General features: G+C 73.2%; 2 protein-coding genes. One reads left to right on the forward strand and one right to left on the reverse strand.

What is annotated here, in order from left to right; genetic code table 11:
* On the forward strand, window positions 1-907 hold a 907-nt coding region (locus C7C45_RS30390), incomplete at its 5' end, for an ATP-binding domain-containing protein (RefSeq protein ID WP_146247449.1).
* 81 nt (window positions 908-988) lie between these two features.
* On the opposite strand, the gene C7C45_RS30395 is transcribed toward C7C45_RS30390, so the two are convergent.
* Window positions 989-1411 carry a hypothetical protein gene (locus C7C45_RS30395; RefSeq protein ID WP_110567905.1) on the reverse strand — a complete coding sequence of 141 codons (423 nt, stop codon included), beginning with the start codon at window positions 1409-1411 and terminating at the stop codon, window positions 989-991.
* Window positions 1412-1494: the final 83 nt, after the last annotated feature.

The following is a 1494-nucleotide window of genomic DNA, read 5'->3' on the forward strand; positions in this document are numbered from 1 at the left end:
CGGCGAGGACGAGCGCGCCGCCGCCGCTCGCCGGGACCGCATCCGGATGATGGAACGGGAGTACGCCGAGGGCGTGCTGGAGATCGCCCGGGGTTCCCGCTCGATCGACGTCGAGGACGAGGCCGAGGGCGGTGAGATCCTCGGCGTGACCGACCTGATCGACGCGGACCGGCTGCTGGAACGGCAGGAGGAAGCCGACCGGCTGACCACCGCGCAGCGCGCCGCCGCCGACCGCACCTGGGCGTTCGGCCACGTCATCGTGGACGAGGCACAGGAGCTGTCGCCGATGGCGTGGCGGCTGCTGATGCGCCGCAGCCCGAGTCGGTCGATGACCATCGTCGGCGACGTCGCGCAGACCGGCGCACTCAGTGGCACACCCTCCTGGGCGGACGCCCTCGCCCCGTACGTGGCGCAGCGGTGGCGGCTGACCGAGCTGACGGTCAGCTACCGCACACCGGCCGAGATCATGGCGGTCGCCGCCGACGTGCTGGCCGAGATCGACCCCGCGCTGCGACCGCCGCGTTCGGTACGTGAGAGCGGCGTACCCCCGTGGGACCGGGCGGTGCCCGACGAACAGTTGGCGGCGGAACTGGTCGCGGCGGCCACCCGGGAGGCGGCCGGGCTGACCGAGGGTCGGCTCGGTGTGCTCGTGCCGGCCGGCCGGGTGGGCGAGTTGGGCTCGGCGGTGACCGCCGCGTTGCCGGAGGCCGCCGTGGGCGAGCATCCGGAGCTGGAGAGCCGGGTGGTGGTGCTGACCGTCGCGCAGGCCAAGGGGTTGGAGTTCGACTCGGTGCTGGTCGTCGACCCGGACCGGATGGTGGCCGAGTCCCCCCGCGGCCGCAGCGACCTCTACGTAGCGCTGACCCGAGCAACCCAACGCCTGGGCATCCTCCGCCCCACCCCCTGACCTCAATCGTCGATCGTGAGGTTGACGTGGACTGTGATCTCCCACAGCCACGTCAACCTCATGATCACGCGGGGAAAGCGGTCAGTCGCTGATGGAGCGGTCGCGGACGGTCTTGGCTGGACCGGTCGCGGACGTGGACTGGTCGCTGGTGCCACCGCTCATCGGGGTGCTCAGGCCGCCGGTGGTGGCGTCGCCGGTCGTGGTCGGTGCGACCTTGCCCGGGTGCCGCTCCGGCTGCCGGGCCACCCGGCGTACGCTCGCCGGCCCGGCGGTGCCACCGGTGGTGGTCACCGCGCCCTGCCCACCGACGGGGCCACCGTCGCGCAGCACCTGCGGATCGACCCGTACCTTCGCCGGATCGTCCGGGTCGTCGCGCTGGATCTGGCTCTCCACATCGGTGCGGGGCACCGTCACCGCCTCGACGGCGCCCTTGCCGTACACGCCGCCGGCGATCCGGTCCTCGGCCTGGCGGGCGGCGTCCTGCCGCATGTCGTCCTCACGCACGTCCATCACCTCGCAGAAGCTGTGGAACTGACTGCGTGCCCGGCCACCGGCCGACCAAACCCGGCGGGCCCCGGAGGTCGTCC

The sequence above is a fragment of the Micromonospora arborensis genome, assembly GCF_003205615.1.
In the GTDB taxonomy this organism is placed as follows: Bacteria; Actinomycetota; Actinomycetes; order Mycobacteriales; family Micromonosporaceae; genus Micromonospora; species Micromonospora arborensis.